Raw genomic sequence first — 25,454 nt, 5'->3', positions numbered from 1 at the left:
GAGCGGAAGTCTATCAGCGGTGGCTTAATCGGCCGTTGACGCGGATAAACATGGATTCATTGCGACACAGACGCTTACTGTACGCGCCGGCGCAGGTAGTTCAGCAGGTCGATCCGGGTGATCAGGCCGAGGAAGTTGGCGCCGTCCATGACGATGGCGACCTGGCCGCGGTCGAACACCGGCAGCAGGGCTTCGATCGGTGATTTCACGTCCAGGCGGTCCAGCTTGCTGACCATCGCGGTGGCGACCGGGTCGCGGAAGCGGGCTTCGTCGCCGTAGACGTGCAGCAGCACGTCGCTCTCATCCACGATGCCCACCAACTGGTCGCCGTCCATCACCGGCAGCTGCGAGACGTCATACAGCTTCATGCGCTGGTAGGCGGTGGTCAGCAGGTCGTTCGGGCCGATCACCACGGTGTCGCGCTGGCCGTACGGGCGCAGGATCAGATCGCGCAGGTCGCCGGACTGCGGACGCTCCAGGAAGCCGTTGTCCAGCATCCAGTAGTCGTTGTACATCTTGGAGAGGTACTTGTTGCCGGTATCGCAGACCAGCACCAGCACCTTCTTCGGGGTGGTCTGCTCCTTGCAGTACTTCAGCGCCGCGGCCAGCAGGGTGCCGGTCGAGGAGCCGCCGAGGATGCCTTCCTTGCCCAGCAGCTCGCGTGCGGTGTGGAAGCTCTCGGCATCGCTGATCGCGTAGGCCTTGGTGACGCGGCTGAAATCGGCGATCGAGGGCAGGAAGTCCTCGCCGATGCCTTCCACCAGCCAACTGCCCGACTTGTCGTTGAGCACGCCGTCATTGATGTACTCAGCCAGGATCGAGCCGACCGGATCGGCCAGGACCAGCTCGGTCTTCGGCGAGAGGGTGGAGAAGGCGCGCGAGAGGCCGGTCATGGTGCCCGAGCTGCCGCAGCCGAACACGATCGCGTCCAGGTCGCCGTCCATCTGCGCCAGAATTTCCGGGCCGGTGCCGAACTCGTGCGCCGCCGGGTTGTCCGGGTTGCCGAACTGGTTGATGAAGTAGGCGCCGGGGGTTTCCTCGGCCACGCGCTTGGCCATGTCCTGGTAGTACTCGGGATGGCCCTTGGCCACGTCCGACCGGGTCAGGCGCACTTCGGCACCCATCGCCTTGAGATTGAAGATCTTCTCGCGGCTCATCTTGTCCGGCACGACCAGGATCAGCTTGTAGCCCTTCTGCTGGGCGACCAGCGCCAGGCCCAGGCCGGTGTTGCCGGCGGTGCCCTCGACCAGGGTCGCGCCCGGCTTGAGGTCGCCCCGCTGCTCGGCGGCTTCGATCATCGACAGGCCGATGCGGTCCTTGATCGATCCTCCGGGATTGGCACTCTCGAGCTTCAGGTAAAGCTCGCAGACGCCGGTATCCAGGCGCTGGGCCTTGACGATCGGGGTCTGGCCAATGAGTTCGAGTACGGAGGAGTGGATTGCCATCGGTTCACATCGATTCGCGCCGCAACGCGGCCGGACCGGTGATTATCCGACGGTTGGCGGCGAAAGTCAGGTTGCCGCGTTCATCAAGCGGCGCGGACGGCACCGGTCGACGAGGTGACCGGAACCGCCCGCGACGTAGGGGCTAATAGACGTGGAGGTAAAGGCGTCAGTGCACGGGGGAGGCGTACATCCGTTCCAGCTTCTGCTTGGCCAGCAGCTTCTCACGCTTCATCTGTCCCAGGGTGAGGCGGTCTATCGGAAGTACGCCCAGCTCGGCATCCATGCACTTCTTGTTCAACTTCTGGTGCCGTTCGTAGAGCGCCTTGAATTCCGGATCCTGCTTGCGCCGTGCGTCGATGTCGCTCTGGGGCTGACCTTCAAACATGATGAACCTCCTATCGCTTCTGCAGAAACAAGAACGCCCCGGCCTGACGGCACGGGGCGCTGCTTGGGGCGGAGTGCACGGCAACCCTGACCTGCGAACCCGCAGCGGCGTCCAGTTCAACCTGGACCTCGGACTGCTCTGATTCGTGGCGCTGGTGCATTGCCGGCCCTCCAATCGTCCAGGCCGCGGAAGGCGACCCGGACAACTGACCCTACGCTTGCTTCGAAGCCGGTTCAACCCTTTCAGACGATATCGTCGAGCCCGCCTAGGCGGGGTTCAGGCTGAACACGCAGAACAACGGAAATTAAACAAAAACAACCAGTTGCGTCATGCCCGAGGGGCATGACGCGCTGCCGGCCGGGCATCACGGCGCGATGATGACCTCGGCCGAACGCGCCTTGGTCGCCGCCGCCTTCTTGCCGCTGACCTGGAGCCGGCTGGCGCTCACGCCGGCGGCCACGAGGGCGTCACGCAGGGCCTCGGCGCGCTGCTGGCCGACACCGGCAGCGGCGTCGTAGGCCTCGATCCGGACCCGGCCCTTCTTGCCGATGTTCAGGTACTCGGCCAGCGCCTTGGCCTGGCCCTTGGCGCCGCCGGACAGGCTGCCCTTGCCGGCCGCGAAAGCGTCGCCGTTGAAGGTGAACACTTCGCCACGGCTGTCGAATCTGGAGCCCGGCAGCTTGCTGCCCGCCACCAGCTCGGCTTCTTCACGGGCCAGCTTGGCCGCGTTCTGCTGGGCCGCGCTCAGGCGGGCGGTCTGCTTGCCGGCCACGCTGGTGAGCGCGGTTTCAGCGTCCTGGCGGGCCAGGGCTTCCTGTTCGGCCGCCTGGCGCAGGCGTTCGCTTTCCTCGGCCTGGATCTGGGCCTGGACGCGCAGGCGCTCGGCTTCCTGGCGGGCCCGCTGGGCATCGCGGCGGCTGGCTTCGATCAGCAGCTCGCTGCGGGTGCGTTCGAGCTGGTCGACCTCACGCTGGGCCAGGGCGGCGCGGACGCTGGTCTCGGCGATCTCGACCCGGCGCTCGGCCAGGTAGCGAGCCTGGTCCAGGTCCCGGCGCTTGGCCTTGGCCAGATCGGCCACGGCCTGCTGGGCCTGCAGGCGCTCGAAGGCGGCCAGCTGGGCCGCATCCGGGTTGGCCTGGATCGCCATCAGGCGCTGGGTCAGCTGGGCCACGGCGGGGTCATCGGCGGCCTGGACCAGCAGCGGCAGGCTGAGGCTGACGGCCAGCAGCAGGCAGGGCATGCGCATCTTGGTGGACATCATCAGCGGTCTTCCCCGGTGGCGAGCTGGCGCTGCAGCTGGCTGACTTCATTGCGACGCAGTTGCAGCTGGGCGGTGGCGGTGGCTTCTTCGCTGCGGGCGCGGGCCAGGTCGGCATCGACCGTGGCGCGAACGGCCAGCATCGGCGCGTTCTTGCGCTCGCGGCGGTCGCCGGCGGCGCGCTGGGCCTGCTCCAGACCCTGGCGGGCCACGGCGATCAGGTCCGGGGCGTACTGGTCGGCATCGGCCTGGGTGGCCTTGTCGACCGCCTGCCGGGCCTGCATCAGTTCCAGGGCGCCATCCTGCGCCTGTGCAGCACCAGAGAGCGCGAATGCGCACACCGTCACATACAGGGCCCGTCGTATTTGTGCGAAGCTAGGTTTCATTGGGGGTGCCGTCGCCAGAGTTGTGTGCGCGGCCATTGTCGGAAGCCTGCGGTGCGCTTGCAATGGCAAGCCGCTGATTGTTGGGGAAACATTTCGCATGGATATCGGCTATTTCCTGAAGCTGATGACCGAAAAGAACGCGTCGGACATGTTCTTGACGACCGGAGCACCGGTATACATCAAGATCGAGGGGAAACTCTATCCGCTGGGCAATACCGGGCTGCCGCCCGGGATGGTCAAGAAGATCGCCTACTCGTTGATGGATGAAGGCCAGGCCCCGCAGTTCGAGCGCGAGCTCGAGCTCAACATGGCCATTGCCCTGCCCGATGCGGGGCGCTTCCGCGTCAACGTGTTCAAGCAGCGCGGCGAGGTCGGCATGGTGATCCGTGCGATCCGCAGCAAGATCCCCAGCATCGAAGAGCTCAACCTGCCCCAGGTCCTGAAGGACGTCATCATGACCCCGCGCGGGCTGGTGCTGGTGGTCGGCTCGACCGGCTCGGGCAAGTCGACCTCGCTGGCCTCGATGATCGACCACCGCAACACCACCACGACCGGGCACATCCTCACCATCGAGGACCCGATCGAATATTTGCACAAGCACAAGATGTCGATCGTGAACCAGCGCGAGGTCGGGCTGGACACGCACACCTTCCACGACGCGCTGAAGAACGCGATGCGTGAAGCACCCGACGTGATCCTGATCGGCGAGATCCTGGATGCGGAGACCATGGAGGCGGCGATCGCGTTCGCCGAAACCGGGCACCTGTGCCTGGCCACCCTGCACTCCAACAACGCCGACCAGACCATCGAGCGCATCCTCAACTTCTTCCCCGAGAGCGCGCACCGCAACGTGCTGATGAACCTCTCGCTGAACCTGCGCGCGGTCGTGTCCCAGCGCCTGGTCAAGGGCAAGGACGGGCGCCGCCTGCCGGCCACCGAGGTGCTGATCAACACGCCGATGATCCGCGACCTGCTGCGCCGCGGCCAGGTGCACGAGATCAAGGCGGCAATGGAAGCCTCGCTGGAGGAAGGCATGGAGAGCTTCGACCAGTGCCTGTTCCGGATGGCCAAGAACGGCATCATCGAGCAGGAGGAAGCGCTGCGCGCGGCCGACTCGCGCGATGGCCTGGCGTTGAAGTTCCGGCTGTCCGAAGGCGGCAGCGAGCACGATCCATACGCGGATTACTCGGCCAGCTCGGCGCCGGCGATCACGCACGGGTTCCAGTAGGTCCCCACCGTTGGTGGGGGCAATTGACACGGCGCATCGACCAACGGTCGATGCCTACCCGTCTCCCTGCGTCGATCGGTCGATGCCCACCGTCACCCTGCGTCGATCTGACGCTCGGGCCGCGCCGCGTCGAAGGCCGGCAGCGCCAGGCAGGCCGCTTCGATCCGCTGCAGGGTCGGGTACGGCGCCAGCGCCAGGCCGAACCGGTGCGCGTTGTACAGCTGCGGCACCAGGCAGGCATCGGCCAGGCCGGGCTGGTCGCCATGGCAGAAGGTGCCCGTCGCGGCATGGCCGGCCAGCAGGGTTTCCATCGCCGCCAACCCTTCCGCCATCCAGTGCAACGTCCATTGCGTGCGCGTCTCGGCGCTGGCCTGCAGGGTGCGTTCCAGGTACTGCATCACCCGCAGATTGTTGAGCGGGTGGATGTCGCAGGCCACCAGCTGGGCCAGTGCCCGCACGCGCGCCCGGCCCCCGGCATCGCCGGGCAGCAACGGCGTGGCCGGGAATACCTCGTCGAGGTACTCCAGGATCGCCATCGACTGCTGCAGCACGCGCTCGCCATGGCGCAGGGTCGGCACCAGTTCCTGCGGGTTGAGTGCGGCATACGCCGCGCTGTGCTGCTCGCCGCCCTCGCGGACCAGGTGCACCGGGGTGATCCGGTGCGGCAGGCCCTTGAGGTTCAGCCCGACCCGCACGCGGTACGCCGCGCTGGACCGCCAGTAACTGAACAGTTCGATCGGGTCCATGACGGTCTCCGCAGCGGCGCTCAGGGCTTGGACGCCTGCTCGATGCGCTGCTCGATCGCACCGAAGATGCTCTCGCCGGCCGCGTCGAACATCTCGATCCGCACCACGTCGCCAAAGGACATGAAGGGCGTGCTCGGCTTGCCGTCGCGCAGGGTTTCCACCGTGCGCTGTTCGGCGAAGCAGGAGGCGCCCTTGCTGGTGTCTTCGTTGGCGATGGTGCCCGAGCCGACGATCGCACCGGCGCCCAGCGGGCGGGTCTTGGCCGCGTGCGCGACCAGCTGGGCGAAGTTGAACTGCATGTCCACACCCGCTTCCGGCGCGCCAAACCAGGTGCCATTGATGTGGGTGACCAGCGGCAGGTGGACCTTGCTGTCCTGCCACGCCTCGCCGAGTTCATCGGGGGTAACGAACACCGGCGACAACGCCGAGCGCGGCTTGGACTGCAGGAAGCCGAAGCCCTTGGCCAGTTCGCCCGGGATCAGGTTGCGCAGCGAGACATCGTTGACCAGGCCGATCAGCTGGATATGGCCGGCGGCCTGCTCGGGCGTCACCGCCATCGGCACGTCGTCGGTGATCACCACCAGCTCGGCTTCCAGGTCGATGCCGTACTCCTCGCTGACCACCTTCACCGCATCGCGCGGGCCGTAGAAGCCGGCGCTGGTGGCCTGGTACATCAGCGGGTCGGTGTAGAAGCTCTCCGGCACCTCGGCGCCACGGGCGCGGCGCACCCTGGCCACGTGCGGCAGGTAGGCGCTGCCGTCGACGAACTCGTAGGAGCGCGGCAGCGGTGCGGCCAGCGCCTGCAGGTCGATGTCGAACACCCCGTCGGCATCGCCGTCGTTCAGCGACTCGTACAGGGCGTTGAGGCGCGGCGCCAGGTGGCTCCAGTCTTCCAGGGCCTGCTGCAGGGTCGCGGCGATGCCGGTGGCGCGCACGCCCTGGCGCAGATCGCGCGAGACCACGATCAGGGTGCCGTCGCGGCCGCCTTCCTTCAAAGAACCAAGCTTCATGGGTGGGTATCCGGGATCGCGAAAATAGGTTTCAAGTGTAATCAAATGGTTGGCGGGCCGACCAGCTGCACCGCCGCATCGCTTTACCGTAATGCATTGCCGACGCGCAGGAGCAGCCACGCATGGCGTGGCTCTACTGTTCCGTCCCCCTGCTCCCAAGCTGAACAGGGGGGTTTGGTATGGGTCTCAAACATCCGTTAGACTATCCGGGTCTGCAGCGGCCGTCCGTTTCCCTTCGGGATCGCCGGCGATATGGATCAAACGATCCGTCGCCCGCCCCCACTCCGACGCCATTCGTCATGCATTCCAGTCTGCGCACCGCGTCGACTGCACCCAATTCTCGCAGCGCGGTTTACGGGAACGCTCCGAGTCAGCCGATCACATTGATCTGCCTCGCGTCCGGCCATTCGGCCTGGCGTTACTTTGTCTTTGGAGCTTCCACCCGATGTCTTTTGAATCCTTGGGCCTTGCCCCGTTCCTGCTGCGCGCGTTGGCCGAGCAGGGCTACGAAACCCCCACCCCGATCCAGGAGCAGGCGATCCCGCTCGCCCTGGAAGGCCGCGACCTGCTGGCCGGCGCGCAGACCGGTACCGGCAAGACCGCCGCGTTCGGCCTGCCGCTGCTGCAGCACCTGGGCACCAACCCGCAGGCCGTCGATGGCCCGCGCCGTCCGCGTGCACTGGTGCTGACCCCGACCCGCGAGCTGGCTACCCAGGTGCATGACAGCCTGCGCGGCTACAGCAAGTACCTGCGCATCCCGAGCGCCTGCATCTACGGCGGCGTCGGCATGGGCAACCAGTTCGACGTGCTGCGCCGTGGCGTGGACCTGCTGGTCGCCTGCCCGGGCCGCCTGATCGATCACATCGAGCGTCGCAGCGTCGACCTCTCCGGCATCGAAATCCTGGTGCTGGACGAAGCCGACCGCATGCTCGACATGGGCTTCCTGCCGTCGATCAAGAAGATCCTCGCCAAGCTGCCGCGCCAGAACCGTCAGACCCTGCTGTTCTCGGCGACCTTCGAAGAGAGCATCAAGCAGCTGGCGCTGGAGTTCATGCGCAACCCGGAGCAGATCCAGGTCACGCCGAAGAACACCGTTGCCGAGAACATCAGCCACCGCGTGCACCCGGTCGATGGCCCGCGCAAGCGCGAGCTGCTGCTGCACCTGCTGGCCCAGGACAGCCGTGAGCAGACCCTGGTGTTCGGCCGTACCAAGCACGGCTGCGACAAGCTGGCCATGTTCCTGGACAAGTCCGGCATCAAGACCGCGGCGATCCACGGCAACAAGAGCCAGGGCCAGCGCCTGCGTGCGCTGGGCGACTTCAAGGCCGGCCGCGTGACCGTACTGGTCGCCACCGACATCGCCGCGCGCGGCATCGACATCAACGAGCTGCCGAAGGTCATCAACTATGACCTGCCGATGGTGGCCGAGGACTACGTGCACCGCATCGGCCGTACCGGCCGTAACGGCTCGACCGGCCAGGCGATCTCGCTGGTGGCGCAGGACGAAGCCAAGCTGCTGCGCCAGATCGTGCGCCTGCTCGACAAGGACATGGACATCCGCGACGTGCCGGGCTTCGAGCCGCAGACCCCGATCCGCTGGGGCAACAGCGCGCCGGGCAAGGCCGAGCTGCCGGGTGGCGATCGCTCGCCGCGCAAGCACGCGCGTCGTCCGCATGCCGAGGCTCCGCGCCACGCCCATGCCGGCCCGAAGAAGGCCGGTGGCGGCCAGCGTGATGGCGCCGGCCGCGGTGCACCGCGCGGTGGCCAGCCGCAGGGCCAGCGCCGTGGCGGCGGCAACGCCGGTGGCGGCCGCAGCCAGGGCGGCGGTGGCGGTCGCGCCAGCTGATTCCTTCGGGCATCGCTGAGACGCAAAAAGGGCGACGCATCTGCGTCGCCCTTTTTTGTTTTTCTGGAGCCGGCCAGCGGCCGGCACTACAACGGCCGTTGAATGGTGCGTTGCCTCAGAAGCTGTAGGCCACCGTGATCCGCGCATTGCGGCCTGGCTCGCTGTAACGGCCGATGCCCTCATCGTTGACGTAGCCGTACAGCGTGTTGGTGCCCTTGTTGATGTTGCGCACGCGCTGCCAGAGGTAGTACTCCTCGTTGGTCAGGTTGTAGATGCCAGCGCTGAGCTTCCACTGCGGGGTGACGTTCCAGGTCCCGTACAGATCCAGCACGGTGTAGCCATCGGCCTTGTCGACGAAGGCTGGCGTGGTGACCTTGCCGGTGGCGTCGGTGGTGTAGGCGTCCTTGGCCTTCTTGGCCACGGCATGGGTCACGCTGGCGGTGAGGTTCCACACCGGCGAGGGGGCATAGCGCACGCCGAGTACGGCGCTGGCCGGCACGATGCTGTCGAGCGGATCGCCATTGCGCTTCTCGCCTTCGCTGTAGGAGGCGGCCAGGCGCGAGGACCATGCATCGCTGATCTGCCAGCGGCCCTCCAGCTCCACGCCCTTGACCGTCACTTCGCCCGCGTTGGTCGGCATCGTGTAGTTGCGCGAATACAGCACCGGGCCGGTCGCGGTGGTGCGGAAGCCACCCGGTACCGACTGGACCAGGTTGGTGTACTCGATGAAGTTCTCGTAGCGGTCGCGGAACACCGACAGGCCCAGCTGCGCGCGGTCCGTGCTCCAGCGGTAGCCGAACTCGAGGTTCAGGCTCTTTTCCGCCTCCAGATCCGGATTGGACACGGTGTCGTTGAGCAGCAGCGGCTGGCCGTTCTGCGCGTTGATCACCTGGGTGGCGCTGGTCGGCGAGTACATGTCCGCCACGGTGGGCGCACGGAAGCCACGACCCACCTGGGCCCACAGCGCGTGGTCGGGCAGGAAGCGGTATTCGGCGCCCAGCTGCCAGGTCGGCGAAGCGAAGCTCACGTCACGCACGGTGCCGGTGCGGTCCACGAAGGTGGCGTCCACCTGCGGCGAGTAGTCGTAACGGTCGTAGCGCGCACCCGCGCTGAGGGTCAGGCGTTCGTCGAGCAGCTGCACGCTGTCGCGCAGGTACAGGTTCCAGGCGGTGACGTCGGTCTTGGGCACCTGGCGCGGATCGATCTCCACCGAGGCCACGGCCCCGGCCGCGTTCCAGCGCGTGTCGACCGCAGTGAAATCGATGTCGCGCTGCTGCCAGGCCAACCCGTACACCACGTCATGGCGCGCGCCCGCGGTGGCGAAGACCTTGCTGAAGTCGGCCGCGGCACGGTCCAGGGTCTGCTTGGTGGAGCGGTTCTCGCTGCGCAGGCACGGCGTGGCGCCGCCCGGGCAGCCGCTGCCGGCCACGATGGTGGTGATGCCACGGCTGTCGGTGACCTGGCGATCCACCTGCGCATCCAGGGTATCGAACAGCGCGTTGTCGGCCCGCCACTGGTAGTTCACCCCGTAGCGGTCGCGGTCGTTGGTGTCACGGCCTTTGCGCGACAGGTAGCCCGGTGCATAGACACGCGACAGGTTGTCCACGTCGTTGGTGGCGCGGCCACGCTCGTACAGAAAGCCCAGCGTATTGGCGTCGTCGAGCTGCAGGTCAAGCTTGCCAAGCAGGTTGTCGCGGGTGCTGTCGACCGGATCAGGCGTGCGGCGACCGACACCGATGCGATCATTCGTGGTGTCGTACCACGATTCGGATTCGTGGCCTTCGCGCCGGGTATAGACCAGCATCGATTCGACGATGCCGGTGCGGTTGGCAAAGGTCAGCGTGCCCATGGTTTCGTCATTGGCGCCCGAGTAGCCCGCCTTGAAACCCAGATGGGTATCGTTGCCGGTGGGCGTGAGATAGTCCGCCGGGTCCTTGGTGGTGAACACCACCGCGCCGCCCAGCGCGCCGCTGCCGGCGCTGATCGCGTCGGCGCCCTTGATCACCGCCAGGCTCTTGAGCGTATCGATGTCCACGTCGCCGCGGCCACCCCGGAAGAACTCGTAGGAACGCGCGGTTTCCACCGATTCGCCCAGGCTCAGGCCATCGACGGTGATCGCCACGCGGTCGCTTTCCAGTCCGCGGATGTTGAAGCCGTTGTCGCCGAAGCGGCCCATGTCCACGATGCTCACACCGGGGATGTAGCGGATCGCTTCTTCCATCGTATTGGCCATCTCGTTGTCGAGATCGGCTGCGGTGAGCACGGTGACGTTCTGGTTGGTCGAGCGCGTTTTCTTGGCACGTTCGGCCTGCACGCGCACGGTATCGAGCGTGCTGGCGTCGTTGAGGGTTTCGGCGTGCACGGTGGCGGACAGGCTGGCGGCAACCGCCAGGGCCAGCAGGGTGAGGGACGACGTCATGATCAGGCTCCGCAGAAGAGGAAGGGAATGGCGTGAGCGCCGCGGTTGGCGGCGGGCCGTTCCTGGCTGCGGCGATCGGTGGACCGAGCGGGGCTGGGAGGCGCAAGGACGCGCGGGGAATCGCGCGCCGGAATCATCGTTGGCTGATACGTGGGACGTGCACGGCACGTCCGGGCCGCTAGCGGTTGCCGTTGGCCGAGTGCGCGCCGGCGACCGGCTCAAGATCGCGCGCATCGACGACGCCATCAGCGTTGCTGTCGGCACGGTCGAACATGCGCTTGCCCGACAGCTGATACTCGGCGAAGGTCATGCGACCATCTTTGTCCTTGTCCAGCGAGGCGAAGCGCACGCGGGCCTGGCGCCCGGCATCGGCGCGCACACGCTGGCGTTGCTGGTCAAGGCGCCCTTCGAACTCGGTGGTGTACTCGGCCAGCGACAACGCGCCGTTGCCGTCGATATCGGTGGCGGCGAAGGCCGCCGCACGCGCCGCGTCGAACTCCGCGCGATCGACCACGCCGTCCTTGTTGCGGTCGTACAGCTCCAGCATGCCGTTGGCGGTATGCGAGGTCGGCATCTTCAACGGATCGCGCGAGGACGCGGCAGCGGTTTCCTGCGTGGCGTCCTGCGATGCCTCGTAACCGGCCCAGGTGCGTTCCCCGGCCGCATCGTATTCGGCGCGGCTGATCGCCCCGTTCCTGTCGCGGTCCAACGCCTTGAAGCGGGTGTCGGTCTGGCGCAGGTGGCCGGCGCGTGCGTCGGCCAGGCGGACATCGAAGCGCTGCAGGTATTCGTCGACGTATTCCTGCTCGTCGACATGGCCGTCGTGGTTGCGGTCGGTCTCGGCGTAGCGCTGTGTGCGGAAGGCCTCGAACTGGGCCCAGCTGACGCTGTCCGCGCCCTCGGTGGCGAACTGCGCCAGGAAAGCGGCCGCGGTCGGCGACACCGTGGCGGTCTTGGTGGCCGGCTGCGCGAGGGCGGCCGGGGTCAGCGCCAGTGCCAACACGGCAGCGGTGAGCGGGACGATCTTCATGGTGGTTCCCCTGGAGAAAGGACGGTGACGGTTCCGAGGACCCGGACGCGCAACCCGGGAGGGTTTGGCGTGGATCGGCGCGACGGTACCGGTGACGCTCGCGTCCAGCGTGAGCGGGCGCCATCCTATTCTTATTGCGAATGATTCGCAATACGGAATTTTCACAGGGGCTGTGATGGGGCGGAATGAACGCAGCCGACGGGGAGTCGGCTGCGTGGGTGGCGGTGTTCGGGGAGCCGGCCAGCGGCCGGCACTACCGGAGGCGAGAGCCGCCAGCGGGATGCCTGCGCGTCGCGGTGGAAACGATTGGGAGCCGGCCCGCGGCCGGCACTACTTGAAGCGGACGCGTCAGCCGCGCGGCTTGGCCGGGTTGAGCTGGTTGCCGAAGAAGATCGCGTTCAACAGCAGGCGCTCGGTGCCGTGCCAGTACTTGCGGTGGGCCGGGTCATCGGCGAACAGGACCACGTTGCCCTGCCCCTGCGGCGACACCACCAGCCACGCGGCACCGGCGACGCGGCTGCGGTTGCGCTCGGACAGATAGCCGTTGACCTTGGGCGCCTCATCGATGCGCACCACGGTGGAGAACGGGTTGCGGCTGGGCTGGAAGCTCAGGCCGTTCTCCTTGTTCACCGCCAGCTGCCGGCGCGGCACGCCGAAGCCCAGCGGATGGGTGTTGTCCACGTCCGCGCTGAGGATGTTGCCGCTGACGCGCTCGATCGCCGCGATGTCACGCTGGTCACCGAACGCACGTCGTGCTGCTTCCGGCTCCTTTTCCTCCGGCCCCAGCACTTCATCGCTGAGCTTCTGCTCGATCGCCCAGCGCGCGGCGGTGCCATAGGTGATCAACGAGCCACCGGCGTTGATCCAGCGCTTCAGCGCCGCGACTGCGGTGGCATCCACGCCGGTGTAGGTGCCGCCGGCCAGGACGATGGTGGTGTAGCGGTCCAGCGTGATCTTGCCCAGCTGGGCCGGGTCGGTCTTGCTGGCCGGCAGCTGCAGGTGCTGGTCGAGCAGGAACCACGCCGAGCCGATTTCGGTGGCGCTGACGCCCTCGCCCATGACCAGGGCCACTGCCGGCTTGCGCAGCGCCTTGACGCTGTCGCTGCCCAGGTCGATGCCGCCCCGGCTCTGCCCACTCGACAGCGCCTGGATGTGCACGCCACTGCTGCGCGCGGCCGCGTCGACCGCGGCGAGCAGCTCGGCGCCTGCCAGCGGCTGGCCTGCAACCGGCACCACGATGCTGCCGTAACCGAACGACTGCTCCCCCTGTGCGGTGGCCGCCGTGAACGGCTGGAACGCGGCACGGGTCAGCAGACCCTTGGCCTGCAGTGCGTACAGCGCGCGGCTGGCGTTGTAGTCGCGCCAATCGAACACATAGGCGTAGCCCGCCTGGCCACCCGCCACGCCACCGTTCGCGGCCGGCACGCTGGCCACGCGCTCGCCACCGGCGATCCGGCTGCGGCTGGCGGCGAAGGCGATGCCGTAGGCCGGCGCGATCGCGTAGGAGGTGCTGCCGTAGAACACATCGCCCTTGATCGGCGGCGTATCGGCGAAGATCGAATGCACCAGGCGGAACTGCGGTTGCGCGGCCTGGACCACGTAGGCGCTGCCCGGCTCGAAACGCTGGCCGTCCACCGTCACCGGCGCGCTCAGTGCCTGCACGGTGATCTGGTGCTGCAGCAGCAGGTCCAGCAGCCGCTGGGTCAGGCCCGGATCGGCCGCGTCGCCGAACACGAACGACTTCACCGGCTGCTGGTTGGCCTGCTTCAACGCGGACTGGAAGAAGTCCTTCTGCAGCTTCAGCAACCCGTCGCGCTCGGTCACCGCACCACGGACCGTGCCCAGGCCGGTCGCCACCTGGTTGCGGATGGTGAAGCCGAAGGTCAGCAGGCCATTGACCGATTCCTGCACGCGGCCACGCGAGCTCGCCTGCTCGACCGTCACCCCGACCGCACCGTGGAAGTCCGGGTAGGTCGAGCCATACACCGGCGAGAAGTTGTCGAAGTTTTCCCCGGTGTAGTACAGCGAGCCCAGCGCATCCAGCGACTGCGCGTGGTACCTGGCCAGGGTCTTGTTGAAGTCATACGACGATGCCGGAATCAGCGGGCTGTGCATGCTCGCCGGCGACGGTTCGAAGTAGTAGGTGCTGTCCTTGCCCATCTCGTGGAAATCGATCTGGACGTTGGGATACCACCGATGGAAATAGGCGATCTTCGGTCGCGTGTCCTGCTGGGTCAGCGCCAGCCAGTCGCGGTTGAGGTCGGTGAAGTAGTGGTTGGTGCGGCCCTGCGGGAACGGCTCGACGTGTTCCTTGTCGGCCGGATCGGGCGAGGCCGGCGACGATGCGTAGGCGTTGTGCCAGCTCGCCGCGCGGTCGCGCCCGTCCGGGTTCTGCGCCGGATCGAACAGCACCACCGCCTGCTGCAGCCACTGCGCGGTCTCCGGGCTGCGGTTGGCGACCAGGTAGTAGGCGGTCAGCATCGCCGCTTCACCGCTGGAGGTCTCGTTGCCGTGCACGCTGTAGCCCAGCCACACCACCACCGGGCTGTTGCCGGCGGCCGAGAGCGGCTGCGCCGGATCGGCCAGGGTGACATGCTGGCGGCGCAGCGTCTCCAGGTTCTGCAGGTTCTGCGCCGAGGTCACCGTGGCGATCAGCAGCGGGCGGCCCTCGTAGCTGCGGCCGATCTCCTCGACCCTGATCTTGTCCGAGTGCCTGGCCAGTTCATTGAAATAGGCCACCAGCTGATCGTGCCGCGTGTAGCGGCTGCCGATCTCATAGCCGAGGAACTGCTGGGGCGTGGGCACGGCCGGATCGAAATCACCGCCGGCCGGGAAGAAGTACGCGCTCTGCGCGGAGGCAGGCGCAGCGAACAGGCACAGCACCAGCGCCAACCAGGCGAGGGGAGACAGCAGACGACGTTGCAAAGACACAGCGATTCCCCGGGGTCAGAAGCGGTAGTCGAAGCCGACCGTGAAGTAGCGGCCGCGCAGGTCGTACTGGCTGAAGTCATACGGCGCGCGGATACCCGGGAACGAGGCGTCGTACGGCGGCTCTTCGTCGGCCAGGTTCTGGATCTTCGCGTACAGGGTCAGCTTGTCGATGCCGGTGTAGCCCACGTACAGATCGAACTGGTTGTACGCATCGACGCGATCCTGCACGGCGGTGGCCACGTCGCTGGCCTTCTGGTCGTAGCCGCTGGTGTAGTACCAGGTCAGCGCAGTGCGGAAATCGCCGTAGCTCCAGTCGAAGGTGGTGGTCGCCTTGTTCTTCGGCAGGGTGGCGCCGAGGTTGCTGCCGGCGTAATCCACCAGCGGACCACCGACCACGGTGGGGCGGCTGTAGTCGCGCACATGGGTGAAGGCGGTGCTCAGGCCGAAGTCGCCGGCACGCGCGGTCGGGAAACGCTGGCGCAGCTCGATGTCGAAGCCGGAGGTCTTCAGCTCGCTCAGGTTCTGGTAGCGGTTGTAGACCGCCAGCAGCTTGCCGCGCTCATCGCGCTGGACCGCACCGGGCACGTCATCGGTGACCAGGGTCTGGGTATTGTTGGTGCCGACCAGGTTCTCCAGCTCGATGCAGTAGTAGTCCACGCTCAGGCTGGTGTTGGACCACGGCGAGAGCACGATGCCGGCGTTGAAGCTCTTGGTGCGCTCCGGCTTGAGGTCGTTGTTGCCGACGGTGAAGAAGGTCGGGTTCTGCCGCGAACCCGGCACGTCCGGGTCGCGCGGATCGATCACGCTGCCGTAGGCGATGCTGGTGCTGTTGGAGTTCTCCGAGAGCGACGGCGCGCGGAAACCCTTGGAGGCGGCCGCACGCACCAGCAGGATGTCCCACGGCTGCCAGCGCAGGCTCAGCTTGGGCGAGAACGCATCACCGAAATCGCTGTAGTGATCGGCACGCGCCGCGGCCTGCAGTTCGAGGCGGTCGGCCAGCGGCACGTTTACTTCGGCATAGGCGGCGGTGACCTTGCGCTCGCCATGCACTTCGGCGATCGCCGGACGGATCTGCAGGCCGGCATCGATCTGCCAGGGATTGTTGGAATCGAGCTTCTCGCGGCGCCACTCGGCACCGGCGGCGAAGCCGATTTCACCGGCCCAGGTATGGCCGATCGCACCGGAGATCTTGGCGTCCACGCCCTGCAGCACCGACTCGGCCGGGCGCAGCGTGCTGATGTTGATCGCGTTGAGCACGTCCTGCGGAGTGGCCGACGGATTGAGCAGGTTGTAGCTGCCGCTGGCCAGCGCATCGGCCAGCGCGTAGCGGTTGGCGAAGCCGCCGGAGACGGTCTCGCGCTCGCTGCTGCGGGCGCCGAACGCACCGACTTCCCAATCCCAGTTCTGCAGGCTGCCGCGCAGCCCGACCAGGCCGCGGTAGGCCTGCGAGCGGTTGGTCTTGATGGTCGCGCCGAGGTTGAAGAAGGTGTATTCGATCGGCACGGCGCGGCCGTACGGGTTGTACGGGCTGCTCGCCGGTAGATTGGAGGAGACCGGCTCGGCCAGCCCGGTGTCGGCGTTGAGCGCGAAGCGGCCGCTCTCGAGGGTGAAGAACGGGCTGCTGCCGAACCAGGAGACGCCCTTGATGTCGCTGTAGAGCACTTCGCCGAACGCTTCGACGTTGTCGTTCACGCGGAAGGTGCCGTTGACGTAGGCCTGGTAGCGCTTGGTCGAGGGGATCAGCGTGGTGTACGGGGCCTGGTTGAAGCCGCAGGTGTTGCCGGCCAGGCCATCGATCGGCGCGCTGGCAACGAGCGTCGTGCCTTCGGGGCAGTTGCCGCTGGCATCCAGCATCGGCACCGAGGTGCCGTTGACCAGATAGCGTGCGCCCTTGGCCGACCAACCGTTCCAGCGGCCGCCGGGCTTGTCGGTATAGATGCCGGACTTCGTCAGGTCGCGCTGGTCCTGGTCCAGGCGCTCGCGGTTGTAGCCTTCCAGGCTGACCAGGATGTTGTAGCCGTCCGTGTCCAGGTCACCGATGCCACCGATGAACTTCAGGTTCTGCTCGTCCAAGCCGCCCTGGTCGGCGGTGCCCAGGCTGCCACCGAGTTCGGCACCTTCGAAATTCTGCCGGGTGATGATGTTGACCACACCGGCCACGGCATCAGAGCCGTACACGGCGGAGGCACCGTCCTTGAGCACTTCGATGCGTTCGACCGCAACCAGCGGCAGCGCGTTGAGGTTAACGAAGGTGTCGGACAGGCCGCCGGCCGGGAAGCCGTAGTTGGCCAGGCGGCGGCCATTGAGCAGCACCAGGGTGTTCTTCTGCGACAGGCCGCGCAGGCCGATGCCGGCCGAACCGGAGGCCCAGCCGTTGTTGGTGGTTTCGTTGGCAGCGTTGCCGGTGTTGGCCGAGATCGAGCGCAGCAGGTCGGCGACGGTGGCCTTGCCGGTCTCCTCCAGCTGCTGGCGCTCGATCACCTGCACCGGGTTGGCCGACTCGGTATCGGTGCGCTTGATGTTGGACCCGGTGACCCGCACGGCAGCGAGGGTCTTGCTGTCGCCGGTGGCGGCGGCATCGGGGGCGGCGTCGGCGAACGCGGTCAAAGGCGTTGCCAGAGCGACGGACAACGCCGCTACAAGAAGAGTGTGCTTGGGCATGAACTTCAGTGGGGTGGTGGACGACAAGTTCCGCAGTAGTCCATGCCTGGCTGAACCACGGCCAATAACATCTCTTCATACGGATATAAGAGAAACTAACATCTCTTCATCCGGATGGAAATGTTTTCGTGAGCAACAATTAACGCGCCGGGCCTGCTGGACCCCCGGCCCACCGCTACAATGCGGCCATGGAAATCTTCAAAGTCTTTACCCTCGAGGCCGCTCACCACCTCCCCAACGTGCCGCCGGGCCACAAGTGCGCGCGCCTGCACGGGCACTCGTTCCGGGTGGAACTCAAGGTGGAGGGGGAGCCTGGCGAGCAGACCGGCTGGATCATGGATTTCGGCGACGTCAAAGCCGCCTTCCAGCCGATCTACGACCGCCTGGACCACCACTACCTCAACGACATTCCCGGCCTGGAGAACCCGACCAGCGAACGGCTGGCGATCTGGATCTGGAACGAACTCAAGCCGGCCCTGCCCGAGCTGAGCGAAGTCACGGTGCACGAAACCTGCACCTCCGGCTGCCGCTATCGCGGCTGATCCGGCGGCGCAACCCATTGATCTTTAAAACATTCACCTGAAACCGGACCACAACGGGCAACGAAATGTTGCAATGCAATATTTTCGGCGTATGCTGCATTGCATCAACGTTCTCGAGCCGTCCTGACCATGGCGTCCGCGTTCACCGATTCCTTCAGCGACTACACCCGCCAGCTGGCCGCCACGGCCACGCGTGCCAACCGGCTCGCACTGGAAAATGCCGAGAGCATGTTCGGGGTGCAGTTGAAGACGCTGGAGAAGAACATCACCGCCACCAGCGGGTTCTTCGGTGAAATCGTGCAGTCACAGGATGCCGGCACGCTGCAGTCGCTGCTGCCCAAGGGCGCGCAACTGGCACGTGACAACCTCGCTCGTTGGACCAGCGCCAGCCAGGAAGTGGCCGGCCTGGGGCTGAAGGCCTCCGAAGCCTTCGGCGAACTCGCCCGGCAGCCGTTCGCGGCCGCCACGCCCAGCGCAGGCAAGACGCGCGGCTGAGCCGGACAACATCGAATTTGCGTGGGTCCCTCCCCCCACGCAATCCCAGACCCGACAGAACCCTCCCTCTGTCGGGTCTTTTTTTGTCCGGCGTTATTGCCGGGTCGTCGGCAGCGAGAACACGAACAGCGCCCCGTCACGGTGGTCCAGCAGGCGGATGTCGCGCCCGTGCAGCTGCAGGATGCGATGCACGATCAACAGGCCCAGCCCGCCGCTGTCCGGCCGCTGGCTGCCGAGTGCCGGCATCGCGGTGAACAGGGTGTCGCGCCGTTCGGGGGCGATGCCGGGGCCCGTGTCGGCCACGCTGATCTGCACCTCGCCCTCGGCCGCGCGCAGGGTCACGGTGATACGACCACCTTCCGGCGTATGCCGGATGGCGTTGTCCAGCAGGTTGGTCAGCACCCGCTCGATCAACGCCAGATCCGCGACCACCGGCGGCAGACCGGGCGGGATGTCGGCGCCCAGCGTCTGCCGGCGTGACTCGGCCGCCAGCTCGAACTTCTGGAATACATCCTGGATCAGATCCGGCAGCGAGAAGGCCTGGCGGTCGAGCACCACCCCGCCGTGCTCCAGCCGGGCCAGCTCGAACAGGGCCTGGGCCAGCCGCCCGACCTTGTGGCTCTGCGACAGAGCGATCGAGAGATAGCGCTGACGCTCGTCGGCGCTGAGCGTGGCGTCCTTGAGTGCCAGTGTTTCCAGGTAGCCGTGCAGCGACGACAGCGGCGTGCGCAGGTCATGGGAAATGTTGGCGACCAGCTCGCGCCGCTGCAGGTCCTGCTGGCGCAGCTGCTGCCACTGCTCGCCCAGTCGCTGGGCCATGTGGCCGAAGCTGTGCTGCAGGATCGCCAGCTCGTCGCGCTCACCGGCACGCAACGGGGCCGGCGGCGGCGCGGCATCCGGCGTGGCGGTATCGACATCGAAGGACTGGATGCGCCGGGTCAGCTGGCGCAGGGGGCGGGTCACCCAGCGGAACGCGACCAGGCCGGCGAGCAGGCCAACGACCGCGACGATCGCCAGCGACCACAAGGTGGTGCGCAGCGTGCTGTTGGCAGCGATGTTGGCGGCGAGTGCTTCGCGCTGCTCACCGACCAATACCACGTAGATGTACCCCGCCTGCCGTCCCTGCACCCACAGCGGCGCCGCATTGAATACCTTGCGGCCGGTCGCACTGCGTGGGTCGTCGCCGAGGATCGGCAGCGGCTCATCGCGCAGCAGCGCCTGCACCGGACCCAGATCGACCCGGGCCCGTTTCAGATGCCCCTCCGGCGCGTCGTGGCCCAGGATGCGCCCCTGATCGTCGAGCAGGTACACCTCCACGCTCGGGTTGACCGCCATCAGCTTGCCGAACAGTGCGCGCACTTCGCCATTGCGCATGCCGCGGCCATCCATCAGCTCGCCACTGCGCGCGATGTGCTCGGCCAGCCCGCGCGACAGGCGCTGCACGGTTTCCTGCTCATGCACGGCGGTGCTGCGCATCTGGATCCACAGCAGCGCGCCCCCGCACAGCAACAGCAGCGCGAAGAACACGGCGGACAGGCGTTGCGACAGCGTGAGCCGGATCATGCGCCTGCGTCCTCGCTGGCATCGACCAGTTTGTAGCCGCGCCCCCACACCGTCTGGATGCGTTGCGGGTTTGCCGCGTCGCGCTCGATCTTGTTGCGGAGCCGGTTGATGTGGGTGTTGACGGTGTGCTCGTAGCCGTCGTGCTGGTAGCCCCAGACCTGGTTGAGCAGGTCCATGCGCGAGTACACCTGGCCGGGATGGCGGGCGAAGAAGTACAGCAGGTCGAATTCGCGCGGGGTGAGTTCCAGCGCGCGGCCGTCGACCAGCGCCGTGCGCGCGACCGGATCGATACGCAGCCCGGCGACCTCGATCTCACCCGCATCGATGCGCGCGTTCTGCGCCATCGCCTCGACCCGGCGCAGCAGCGCTTTCACGCGTGCCACCAGTTCCAGCATCGAGAAGGGCTTGGCCAGGTAGTCGTCCGCGCCCAGCTCCAGGCCGAGAATGCGGTGCACTTCGCTGGCACGCGCACTGGTGATGATGATCGGCGTGTAGCGCGTCATGGCACGGGCGCGCTTGCAGATCTCCAGCCCGTCCACGCCGGGCAGCATCAGGTCGAGCACGAGGGCGCTCCAGGGCTGCGCTTCGAGCAGGGCCAGGCCTTCGTCGCCGGTGGCGGCATGGGTGACCTCATAGCCTTCATCGCGCAGGTGCATGCGCAGCAGGTTGGCGATGTGGACATCGTCTTCGACGATCAGGACGCGCTTGGCACTGCTCATCGGCTCGGGGGGCGGCAGGAGGGCATGGCGCCATTGTCGACGGATCGCGACCGGAATGTGTCACGGAAAATTTAACCCTGCGTGAGGATTCGTTGACCGGCCCGGGCGCAGCATGGCCGCATCGTTCCCGTGCCCGGAGATCGGCCATGCGTTACACACGTCGCAATGTGCTTGGAATGGGTGGCATGGCCGCCGCGGCCGGCCTGTTCGGACTGACCGCCTGCAGCGGGCCCGCCCCGGCTGCCCCCGCCGCGCCTGCGCGCCAGTTCGAGGTCATGCGCAGCGATGCGCAGTGGCGCGAACAGCTCACCCCGGCCCAGTACAGCGTGCTGCGCCGGCAGAGCACCGAACGGCCGTTCAGCAGCCCCCTCAACAAGGAGCACCGGCGCGGCACCTTCACCTGTGCCGGGTGCGCGTTGCCGCTGTTCTCCTCCTCCACCAAGTTCGACAGCGGTACCGGCTGGCCCAGCTTCTGGGCACCGCTGCACGATGCGGTCGGTGAAGACCGCGACACCACGCTGGGCATGGTGCGTGTCGAGGCGCACTGCCGGCGTTGCGGTGGCCACCTCGGCCACGTCTTCGATGATGGCCCACGCCCGACCGGCCTGCGTTACTGCATGAACGGCGTGGCCATGAATTTCGTCGCGGCCTGAGCGCCGCACTTCCCCGCGTCATAGAAGGACCTCTCCATGCTTCTGCTCGTGCTGGCCTACCTCGGTGGCGTGCTCACCATCCTCAGCCCCTGCATCCTGCCGGTGCTGCCGTTCGTGTTCGCCCGCTCGGACCGCCCCTTCCTGCGCAGCGGCCTGCCGCTGCTGATCGGCATGGCCTTGATGTTCGCCGTGGTCGCCAGCCTGGCCGCAGTGAGCAGCCAGTGGGTGGCGCAGGCCAACCAGATCGGGCGCTGGTTCGCGCTGGTGGTGATGGCGCTGTTCGCGCTGGCGCTGCTGTGGCCGGCCCTGGCCGACCGCCTGCTGTCGCCGTTCCAGCGGCTGGGCGCGCGGCTGAGCGCCTCGGCCGATGCGGCCAGTGACGCGGGGCGCGGGGGCGTCGGCACCTCGCTGCTGATCGGCATCGCTACCGGCCTGCTGTGGGCGCCGTGCGCGGGTCCGATCCTCGGCCTGATCCTGACCGGTGCGGCGCTGCAGGGCGCCAGTGTCGGCACCAGCGGATTGCTGCTGGCCTACGCGCTGGGTGCGGCGACCTCGCTGGCGCTGGCGATCTGGATCGGCGGGCGCGTGTTCGCCGCGCTCAAACGCCGCCTTGGCGTGGGCGAGTGGGTGCGGCGTGGGCTGGGCATCGCGGCGTTGCTGGCGGTGATCGCCATTGCGATGGGCTGGGATACCGGCGTGCTGACCCGGCTCTCCACGGTCAGCACCGCCAAGCTGGAACAGGGCCTGCTCGACGTGCTGCCGGCGCAGGAGCCGCCGGCCGGCGGCGCGATGAGGCGCGCCGCCACCACGCCCGGAGAACCGCTGCCGGTGGAAGGCACGTTGCCTTCGCTGGCCGGCGCCACCGGCTGGCTCAACAGCCCGCCGCTGGATGCGCAGGCGCTGCGCGGCAAGGTGGTGCTGGTCGATTTCTGGACGTACTCCTGCATCAACTGCCTGCGTGCCATGCCCTACGTGCGCGAGTGGGCCGAGCGCTACCGCGACCACGGGCTGGTGGTGATCGGGGTGCATGCGCCGGAGTTCGCCTTCGAGCGCAACCTGGCCAACGTGCAGCGCGCGGTGAAGGATCTGAAGGTCACCTACCCGGTGGCGATCGACAACGACTTCGCGATCTGGCGCGGCTTCAACAACAAGTACTGGCCGGCGCACTACTTCATCGATGCGCAAGGCAATATCCGCGCGCATCACTTCGGCGAGGGCAACTACGCGCAGTCCGAGCAGATCATCCGCCAGCTGCTGCGCGAGGCCGGCAACACGCTGCCTGGTGACGATGCACCGGTGGCGATGGCGCTGGACGGCGTGGCGCGCCAGGCCGACATGGACAACCTCAAGTCGCCCGAGACCTACCTCGGCCATGCGCGCGCCGAGAACTTCGCCTCGGCCGGTGGGCAGCGCCACGATCAGCCTGCCGACTACACCGTGCCGACCACGCTGCAGCACAACCAGTGGGCACTGGCCGGACGCTGGACCGTGGGCAACGAAGACGCCCGGCTTGAGACAAGCGGTGGCCGCATCGCCTTCCGCTTCCATGCCCGCGACCTGCACCTGGTGCTGGCCCCGGGCGCAGACGGCAAACCGGTGCGCTTCCGCGTGCGCATCGACGGCCAGCCGCCGGGCGCCGCGGCCGGCGGGGACGTCTCGGCCGATGGTGAGGGCCGGGTCGATGAGAACCGTCTGTATCAGCTGATCCGCCAGTCCGGCGCCGTGCAGGAGCGCACCTTCGAGATCGAGTTCCTCGATCCGGGCGTGCACGCCTACGCCTTTACCTTTGGTTGAGGAGCCATCGCATGAAGATCGCAATCGACAAACTCGTGGCCGGCGGCATCGCTGTCGCCATCGCCGCACTCACCGTCAGCGTGGTGGTGGGTCTTGATCGGCCGGCACACGCGGCCGCGGCCGGCACCACGACGGTGGCCGTGCCGGCGCCCACCGGCATCGCGGACCTGCGCCAGCCCGGGGTGAAGCGCGCCCAGGTGGTGTTTGCCGGCGGCTGCTTCTGGGGCGTGCAGGGCGTGTTCCAGCACATCAAGGGCGTGGACAACGCGCTCTCCGGCTACATCGGCGGCAGCGCGGCCAATGCCACCTACCCGCGCGTGGGCAGTGGCAGCACCGGCCATGCCGAGGCGGTGCAGGTCACCTACGACCCCGCGCAGGTGAGCTACGGCCAGTTGATGCAGGTGTTCTTCTCGGTGGCCCACGACCCGACCCAGCTCAACCGGCAGGGCCCGGACCGTGGCACCCAGTACCGCTCGGCGGTGTATGCCGACGACGCGGCCCAGCGGGGTGCGACCCGCGCCTACATCGCCCAGTTGCAGCAGGCCAAGACCTACGCCGCGCCGGTGGTGACCCAGGTCGAGGGCGGCAAACCGTTCTTCGCCGCCGAGGGCTACCACCAGAACTACCTCACGCTGCATCCGGAATCGCTGTACATCCGGATCAACGACCTGCCCAAGGTCGTCGCGCTGAAACAGCAGTTCCCGGCGCTCTACCGTGAGCAGCCGCGCCTGGTGAGCACCACCATTTCAGCGCGCTGACCGCGCGGGAACACAAGAAAAGACGCACGGCACACAAGATCCTGCCGTGCGTGGGGGAAGTCTGGAAGCGCATGGTAGGCTGGCGCCGGACGCGGATACAGATGCAGATGACTGGCATCCGCACGGTTACAGATTTCCATGGATGCAGCTGCCGATGGCGACCAACCTCTACCAGTCCCTGGCCGATGAAATGGCCGATGCGATCCGCAGCGGACGGCTGCCGGTCGGCACCCGCCTGCCATCGCTGCGCGGACTGGCGACGCAGCGCAGTCTCAGCCTCAACACGGTGATCGCGGCGTATCGGCAGCTCGAGGATGCCGGGCTGGTGTTGCCGCGGCCCAAGGCCGGCTTCGTGGTCAGCCCGCGCCTGCCCGAGCCCACGCAGTCGCTGCGGCAGGCGCCCTCGCCGCCGACCGCCCCTGCACAGCAGGCGATGATGGCGCGCGTGCTGGCCGCGCAGCAGCAGCCGGGCATCGTCGACCTGGCCTTCGCCGGGCCGCGCGGCAAGCGCTTCTATCCCGGTGCGCAGCTGGCCCGCAGCACCGCGCAGGTGCTGCGCCGTGCGGCCACCACCGTGGAAACCTATGCCCGCCAGAATGGCGCGGCACGCCTGCTGACGCAGATCGTGCAGCGTGGGCCGCGGCTGGGGCTGCACACCACCGCCGACCGGCTGGTGCTCACCCATGGCGCCATGGAAGCGCTGCAGCTCGCGCTGCGTGTGGTAACGAAGCCCGGCGATGCGGTCGCGATCGAGGCGCCGTCGTACTTCAACATTTATCCGCTGCTGCGCAGCCTGGGCCTGCGCGCGATCGAACTGCCGACCCATCCGCGCGACGGGCTCGATCTGGACGCGCTGGAAGCGCTGCTCGATGCCGGCGGCATTGCCGCGATCATGGCCATGCCGACCGTGCACAATCCGCTCGGCGGCAGCATGCCGGTGCCGAACAAGCAGCGCCTGGCCGCGCTGGTGAACCACTACCAGGTGCCGTTGATCGAAGACGCGGTGTACGCCGAACTGCAGTTCAAGGAGCCGCTGGAACCGCTTGCCAAGAGCTTCGACCGCGAGGGCTGGATCATGGTCTGCAGCGGATTCTCGAAAACGCTCGCGCCGGACTACCGCATCGGCTGGCTCGACGGCGGACGCTTCGCCGCCGATATCCAACTGCTCAAGTTCCACTCCTCGGGCGCCGAATCACGCCTGCTCGGCGATGCGGTGGCCGCGTTCCTGGAAGCCGGCAACTACGAGCATCACCTGCGCGGGCTGCGCCGGCTCTACAGCGATCAGGTCAGCCACGTGCGCGGCCTGATCGCGCAGCATTTCCCGCCGGGCACGTCGGCCACCCAGCCGACCGGCGGCTTCCTGCTGTGGGTGGAGCTGCCCGCGGCGATCGATGCCGGGGAGCTGTTCGAACAGGCGCTGGCCGAGGGCGTGGTGTTCATGCCGGGCCAGGTGTACTCGCGCGGTGCGCGCTACCGGCATTGCCTGCGTCTGTCCTGCTGCCAGGAGCTGGACGAGCGGTTCACCGGCGCCATCGCCACGGTCGGTCGGTTGGCCACGGCGCTGCTGGCCCGCGCGGACGGCTGA

Annotated in this window: 20 protein-coding genes; 8 read left to right on the top strand and 12 right to left on the bottom strand. The window is 67.4% G+C overall.

Going from position 1 to position 25,454, the window contains the following annotated elements; genetic code table 11:
* Window positions 1-74 precede the first annotated feature (74 nt).
* From ABE473_RS09290 to ABE473_RS09275, 4 genes are all read right to left on the bottom strand, one after another.
* The gene (locus tag ABE473_RS09290; RefSeq protein WP_102788976.1) at window positions 75-1,445 is read right to left on the bottom strand and encodes a pyridoxal-phosphate dependent enzyme; all 1,371 of its coding nucleotides are present in this window, start codon (window positions 1,443-1,445) and stop codon (window positions 75-77) included.
* A gap of 166 nt (window positions 1,446-1,611) precedes the next feature.
* Window positions 1,612-1,830 carry a YdcH family protein gene (locus ABE473_RS09285; RefSeq protein ID WP_176990672.1) on the bottom strand — a complete coding sequence of 73 codons (219 nt, stop codon included), beginning with the start codon at window positions 1,828-1,830 and terminating at the stop codon, window positions 1,612-1,614.
* A 364-nt stretch (window positions 1,831-2,194) separates the two neighbouring features.
* A complete protein-coding gene (locus ABE473_RS09280) occupies window positions 2,195-3,088 on the bottom strand; it encodes a hypothetical protein (RefSeq protein WP_176990671.1) in 894 nt (297 codons plus the stop codon).
* Window positions 3,089-3,090: 2 nt separating this feature from the next.
* Window positions 3,091-3,474, bottom strand: a complete 384-nt coding sequence (locus ABE473_RS09275; protein WP_183073797.1) for a DUF4398 domain-containing protein — start codon at window positions 3,472-3,474, stop codon at window positions 3,091-3,093.
* 97 nt (window positions 3,475-3,571) lie between these two features.
* On the opposite strand from ABE473_RS09275, the gene ABE473_RS09270 reads away from it, so the two are divergent.
* Window positions 3,572-4,702, top strand: coding sequence for a PilT/PilU family type 4a pilus ATPase (locus ABE473_RS09270; protein WP_179461154.1), 1,131 nt, complete (start codon window positions 3,572-3,574; stop codon window positions 4,700-4,702).
* A gap of 92 nt (window positions 4,703-4,794) precedes the next feature.
* On the opposite strand, the gene maiA is transcribed toward ABE473_RS09270, so the two are convergent.
* Window positions 4,795-5,448: a maleylacetoacetate isomerase gene (gene maiA, locus ABE473_RS09265; RefSeq protein ID WP_346489267.1), complete on the bottom strand. Its 654-nt coding sequence runs from the start codon at window positions 5,446-5,448 to the stop codon at window positions 4,795-4,797.
* Window positions 5,449-5,468: 20 nt separating this feature from the next.
* Complete coding sequence (locus ABE473_RS09260) at window positions 5,469-6,458, bottom strand: fumarylacetoacetate hydrolase family protein (RefSeq protein WP_346489266.1); 990 nt, start codon at window positions 6,456-6,458, stop codon at window positions 5,469-5,471.
* Window positions 6,459-6,903: 445 nt separating this feature from the next.
* Here ABE473_RS09260 and ABE473_RS09255 point away from each other — a divergent pair, with 445 nt between their 5' ends.
* Window positions 6,904-8,304 carry a DEAD/DEAH box helicase gene (locus tag ABE473_RS09255; RefSeq protein ID WP_121042519.1) on the top strand — a complete coding sequence of 467 codons (1,401 nt, stop codon included), beginning with the start codon at window positions 6,904-6,906 and terminating at the stop codon, window positions 8,302-8,304.
* Between the two features lie 115 nt (window positions 8,305-8,419).
* Here ABE473_RS09255 and ABE473_RS09250 read toward each other — a convergent pair whose 3' ends face one another.
* The 4 genes from ABE473_RS09250 to ABE473_RS09235 form a co-directional block, all read right to left on the bottom strand.
* Window positions 8,420-10,723, bottom strand: coding sequence for a TonB-dependent hemoglobin/transferrin/lactoferrin family receptor (locus ABE473_RS09250; protein ID WP_346489265.1), 2,304 nt, complete (start codon window positions 10,721-10,723; stop codon window positions 8,420-8,422).
* Between the two features lie 178 nt (window positions 10,724-10,901).
* Window positions 10,902-11,753, bottom strand: a complete 852-nt coding sequence (locus tag ABE473_RS09245; RefSeq protein WP_346489263.1) for an EF-hand domain-containing protein — start codon at window positions 11,751-11,753, stop codon at window positions 10,902-10,904.
* Window positions 11,754-12,101: 348 nt separating this feature from the next.
* Window positions 12,102-14,666, bottom strand: a complete 2,565-nt coding sequence (locus ABE473_RS09240) for a M14 family zinc carboxypeptidase (protein ID WP_346489305.1) — start codon at window positions 14,664-14,666, stop codon at window positions 12,102-12,104.
* 33 nt (window positions 14,667-14,699) lie between these two features.
* Window positions 14,700-17,345 carry a TonB-dependent receptor gene (locus ABE473_RS09235; RefSeq protein WP_346489304.1) on the bottom strand — a complete coding sequence of 882 codons (2,646 nt, stop codon included), beginning with the start codon at window positions 17,343-17,345 and terminating at the stop codon, window positions 14,700-14,702.
* 188 nt (window positions 17,346-17,533) lie between these two features.
* Here ABE473_RS09235 and queD point away from each other — a divergent pair, with 188 nt between their 5' ends.
* Both queD and ABE473_RS09225 read left to right on the top strand, forming a co-directional pair.
* The gene (gene queD, locus ABE473_RS09230; RefSeq protein WP_176990663.1) at window positions 17,534-17,887 is read left to right on the top strand and encodes a 6-carboxytetrahydropterin synthase QueD; all 354 of its coding nucleotides are present in this window, start codon (window positions 17,534-17,536) and stop codon (window positions 17,885-17,887) included.
* Between the two features lie 129 nt (window positions 17,888-18,016).
* Window positions 18,017-18,382 carry a phasin family protein gene (locus ABE473_RS09225; protein WP_088432036.1) on the top strand — a complete coding sequence of 122 codons (366 nt, stop codon included), beginning with the start codon at window positions 18,017-18,019 and terminating at the stop codon, window positions 18,380-18,382.
* A 93-nt stretch (window positions 18,383-18,475) separates the two neighbouring features.
* Here ABE473_RS09225 and ABE473_RS09220 read toward each other — a convergent pair whose 3' ends face one another.
* Window positions 18,476-19,945, bottom strand: a complete 1,470-nt coding sequence (locus ABE473_RS09220; RefSeq protein WP_346489261.1) for a HAMP domain-containing sensor histidine kinase — start codon at window positions 19,943-19,945, stop codon at window positions 18,476-18,478.
* Entirely contained in the window at window positions 19,942-20,664 is a 723-nt protein-coding gene (locus ABE473_RS09215; protein ID WP_346489260.1) for a response regulator transcription factor, read from the bottom strand. Before ABE473_RS09215 ends, ABE473_RS09220 begins: the two co-directional genes overlap by 4 nt.
* Before the next feature lie 146 nt (window positions 20,665-20,810).
* Here ABE473_RS09215 and msrB point away from each other — a divergent pair, with 146 nt between their 5' ends.
* The 4 genes from msrB to ABE473_RS09195 all read left to right on the top strand — a co-directional run bounded on the left by msrB (window position 20,811) and on the right by ABE473_RS09195 (window position 25,454).
* Window positions 20,811-21,317 (top strand): peptide-methionine (R)-S-oxide reductase MsrB, encoded by a 507-nt coding sequence (gene msrB, locus ABE473_RS09210; RefSeq protein WP_176990660.1) that lies wholly within the window; start codon window positions 20,811-20,813, stop codon window positions 21,315-21,317.
* A 36-nt stretch (window positions 21,318-21,353) separates the two neighbouring features.
* Entirely contained in the window at window positions 21,354-23,111 is a 1,758-nt protein-coding gene (locus ABE473_RS09205) for a cytochrome c biogenesis protein DipZ (RefSeq protein ID WP_346489259.1), read from the top strand.
* 11 nt (window positions 23,112-23,122) lie between these two features.
* Window positions 23,123-23,869: a peptide-methionine (S)-S-oxide reductase MsrA gene (gene msrA, locus ABE473_RS09200; RefSeq protein WP_346489258.1), complete on the top strand. Its 747-nt coding sequence runs from the start codon at window positions 23,123-23,125 to the stop codon at window positions 23,867-23,869.
* A 154-nt stretch (window positions 23,870-24,023) separates the two neighbouring features.
* Window positions 24,024-25,454 (top strand): PLP-dependent aminotransferase family protein, encoded by a 1,431-nt coding sequence (locus ABE473_RS09195; protein ID WP_346489256.1) that lies wholly within the window; start codon window positions 24,024-24,026, stop codon window positions 25,452-25,454.

Origin of the sequence: Stenotrophomonas sp. TWI700 (assembly GCF_039673645.1) — a bacterium.
GTDB classification, from domain to species: Bacteria; Pseudomonadota; Gammaproteobacteria; order Xanthomonadales; family Xanthomonadaceae; genus Stenotrophomonas; species Stenotrophomonas maltophilia_AA.
This window is presented reverse-complemented; position numbering and strand designations above follow the sequence as displayed.